The organism is Nonomuraea rhizosphaerae (genome assembly GCF_019396405.1).
In the GTDB taxonomy this organism is placed as follows: Bacteria; Actinomycetota; Actinomycetes; order Streptosporangiales; family Streptosporangiaceae; genus Nonomuraea; species Nonomuraea rhizosphaerae.
Window position 1 is genome coordinate 1 of sequence record NZ_JAHKRL010000207.1, and the last position, 3,357, is coordinate 3,357.

Below are 3,357 nucleotides of genomic sequence, written 5' to 3' on the forward strand. Positions count from 1 at the left end.
GGACCTGGCGCGCGGCCGCGACCCCGAACGGGCCCGGCAGGCGATCCTGGCGGCGGCCCGGCGGCAGGAGGCGGAGCGGTGGGGGTTCTCGGCGAGCGTGATGGTGGCGCAGTTCCGGTCGATCGTGGTGGACCTGCTCCAGGCGAGCGGCATGGAGCGCGAGGAGGTCCCGGCGGTGCTGCCGTCGCTCGACGTACCGGACCGTTCTCCGTCGAGCCCCTCTCCTCCTCCGCCCGCGCGTTCCGGGGCCCCGCATCCCGTACGGTGGCGCTTCACCTCCCGGACCGGATAAATCCGACGAATGTGACCCTAACGTCACAAAGATCCGCCAGGGTGGAAGGGTGCGAACCCGGCTCAGCGATCACTTGAAGGAACGGCTGGGCACGTTCGGCCTGGCGGCGCCGTCCATCGCCCAGTGCGCCGTGGGCGCGGCCCTCGCCTGGCTCGCCGCCATCCACCTGCTCGGCCACTCCCACCCGTTCTTCGCCCCCATCTCCGTGCTGATCTGCGTCGGCGTCGGGCTCGGGCAGCGGCTGCGCCGCGTGGCCGAGCTGGTGGTCGGGGTCAGCCTCGGGGTGGGCGTCGGCGACCTGCTGGTGTCGTGGATCGGGTCGGGCGCCTGGCAGATCGGGCTCGTGGTGGCCCTGGCGATGACCGCGGCGGTGCTGCTCGACAGCGGCGGTCTGTTCGTGGCGCAGGCCGGGTCGTCGGCGGTGCTGGTCGCCGCGCTGGTGCCCGCCGACGGGGCCGGCGGCTGGGACAGGATGGCCGACGCGCTCACCGGCGGTGTCATCGGCATCGCGGCCGTGGCGCTGCTGCCCGCCAGCCCGTTCGCGATCGCCTCCAAGCACCTGTCCGGGGTGCTGGACGCGCTGTCCACGGTCCTCGAACAGGCCGCGGAGTCGATCGAGAAGCGTGACGTGGACCTGGCCGCCGAGGCACTGGAGGCGGCCCGCGACACGCAGGCGGCGGTGGAGGAGTTCGAGCGGGCGGTGGAGACCAGCAAGGAGATCACGCTGATCTCACCGCTGCACTGGCACCGGCGCTCCAGGGTCGCCCGGTACGAGGCCGTGGCCGTGCCCGTGGACCTGGCGCTGCGCAACGCCCGCGTGCTGGCCCGCCGTACGCTGGCCGCGATCGGCGAGGCCAGCCCGCCGCCGACCTCGCTGGCCGAGGCGATGCGCGAGGTGTCGGAGGCGGCGCTGCTGCTCCAGCTCGAACTGGCCGCCGGCCGCGAGCCCATGCTGGCCCGGCAGGCGCTCCTGGCGGTGGCGGCGCGTGAGCGGCCCGACCGGCTCGGCTTCTCCGCGCACGTGATCATCGCTCAGCTCCGGTCGATCGCCGTGGACCTGCTGCAGGCGACGGGCATGGACCACGAGGAGGCGACGGCCGCGCTGACGCCCCTGGACGAGCCCAGCGACGCCACAAGCTGACGGCGACCAGGGGTGACGGGGACGGCCACCCCCTGACCCCGCCTATCGTTGTCCTCGCGAAAGGTCCGCCTCACGCGTTACGGAGCTGGTCGAGGAGAAAAGAGCCTGTGGAGCTGCGCGACATCGAGGTCTTCCTGACCCTCGCCGAGGAGCTGCACTTCGGCCGTACGGCGGAGCGGCTGCACATCTCCGTGGCGGCGGTCAGCAAGGCGATCAAGAAGCAGGAACGGGCCATCGGCATCGAGCTGTTCGCTCGCGACAGCCGCAACGTACGGCTCACTCCGGTGGGCGAGCAGCTCCGCGACGACCTGCGCCAGGTCCATCAGGGGCTGACGCAGAGCCTGACCCGGGCCCGGCTGGCGGCCCGTGGCAAGACGGGCACGCTCCGGGTCAGCCTGTTCCCCGCCAACGTCCAGGAGCTGCGACGGTACTGGGACGCCTTCCGCTCCCGGTATCCGCGCTGGGATCTGCGCCTGCGGATGTCACGCTACGCCGATCCGTTCACCCAGTTGCGGGAGAAGGAGACCGATGTCCTGGTCACCTGGCTGCCCGTGGACGAACCCGACCTGACCGTGGGGCCCGTGCTCTTCACCGAGCCGAGAGTGCTGGCCGTGGCCGCCGACAACCCTCTCGCCAAGTGGTCCACGACCTCCCTGGAGGCGGTGAGCGACTATCGGCACGTGACCCCCGCGTCGGCGCCCGGTGACTGGTTCGACCGCTACATCCCGGGACTTACCCCGAAAGGCCGGGCGATCGACCGGGGGGACCTCGTGGACAACATCGAGGACATCTTCATGTACACGACCGTCGGGGACACGGTCTCGCTCTTCCCGGTCCACGTGACCCGGTACTACCCGCGCCCGGACATCGTCTACCTGCCGGTGACGGACATGGAGGCGCTGACGTACGGGCTGGTGTGGCGCACCGACGCGGAGAACGACCTCATCCGCGGCCTCGCCCGCGTGGTGCGGGAACTGGGACCGCTGCCCCGCTGAGACCGTCAACCGTGGGTCAACGACCGTTGCGACAGTCGTCGTTGTTCCGCGACACCACCCGGCGTGATGCTTGACCCATCACCGGAAAACCCCCGTCGGGAGGTAAATCAGGGCATGTCATTCTCCGGTACACCAGCGTGAACGTCATCTCTTCCGCTGTATCGCTGACCGTCGCCGACCCGGCCGCCTCCAGCCGGTTCCTCACCACGCATCTCGGCTTCCGCGAGACCCTGGTCGGCGAGGACTTCATCGCGCTGGGCCGTGACGACGCCGCCGTCGACCTGGTCCTGACCGAGCGCGACCTCGAACGACCGGGACCGGGACCGGGACCGGGACTGGCGGACACGGTCGTGGTGCTCACGGTCACCGGCCTCGCCGCCGAGTACGAGCGGCTGCGCGGCGAAGGCGCCACCATCACCGTCCCGCTGCGGCGGGAGCCGTGGGGCGAGCTGCTCACGCAGCTCACCGACCCCAACGGCGTGACGATCCGGCTCGTCGAGTGGATCTCTCCCATCACGGGCTGACTCCCGCACCGGCACCACCGCCGGCCGCGCGCTGCCGTGTCAACGGCCGTGTCAGCGCGGCGACGGTCCGGTATCAGGGCGCTCGGCGACGCTGAGCACATCGCCAGGACGGACCTGGCCCTCAAACACTACGAGCTAGGGGATTCATCATGGAAAACGGCAGTGGCGGCTTCTCCGAGGCGGGCCTGCGCAGGGTGCATGACGTGCTGGCGCGGCATGTGGAGTCGGGGCGCATTCCCGGTGTGGTGGCTCTGGTGGGGCGGGGCGGGCAGACGCACGTCGAGGCGATCGGGACGATGCGCCATGACGGTGGGGCGGCGATGAGCCGGCAGACGATCTTCCGGATGGCCTCGACCTCCAAGCCGGTCTCGGTGGCGGCGGCGATGATGTTGCTGGATGAGTGCC

At 71.0% G+C, this 3,357-nt stretch carries 4 protein-coding genes and 1 pseudogene; all 5 read left to right on the forward strand.

What is annotated here, in order from left to right:
• Positions 1-292: pseudogene (locus tag KME77_RS10065) on the forward strand (hypothetical protein); the annotation flags it as partial.
• Between the two features lie 49 nt (positions 293-341).
• Complete coding sequence (locus KME77_RS10070; protein ID WP_219464657.1) at positions 342-1,433, forward strand: FUSC family protein; 1,092 nt, start codon at positions 342-344, stop codon at positions 1,431-1,433.
• A 107-nt stretch (positions 1,434-1,540) separates the two neighbouring features.
• Positions 1,541-2,428 carry a LysR family transcriptional regulator gene (locus KME77_RS10075; RefSeq protein WP_219464660.1) on the forward strand — a complete coding sequence of 296 codons (888 nt, stop codon included), beginning with the start codon at positions 1,541-1,543 and terminating at the stop codon, positions 2,426-2,428.
• A 137-nt stretch (positions 2,429-2,565) separates the two neighbouring features.
• Positions 2,566-2,952: a VOC family protein gene (locus tag KME77_RS10080; RefSeq protein WP_219464663.1), complete on the forward strand. Its 387-nt coding sequence runs from the start codon at positions 2,566-2,568 to the stop codon at positions 2,950-2,952.
• Between the two features lie 149 nt (positions 2,953-3,101).
• On the forward strand, positions 3,102-3,357 hold a 256-nt coding region (locus KME77_RS10085; protein WP_219464664.1), incomplete at its 3' end, for a serine hydrolase.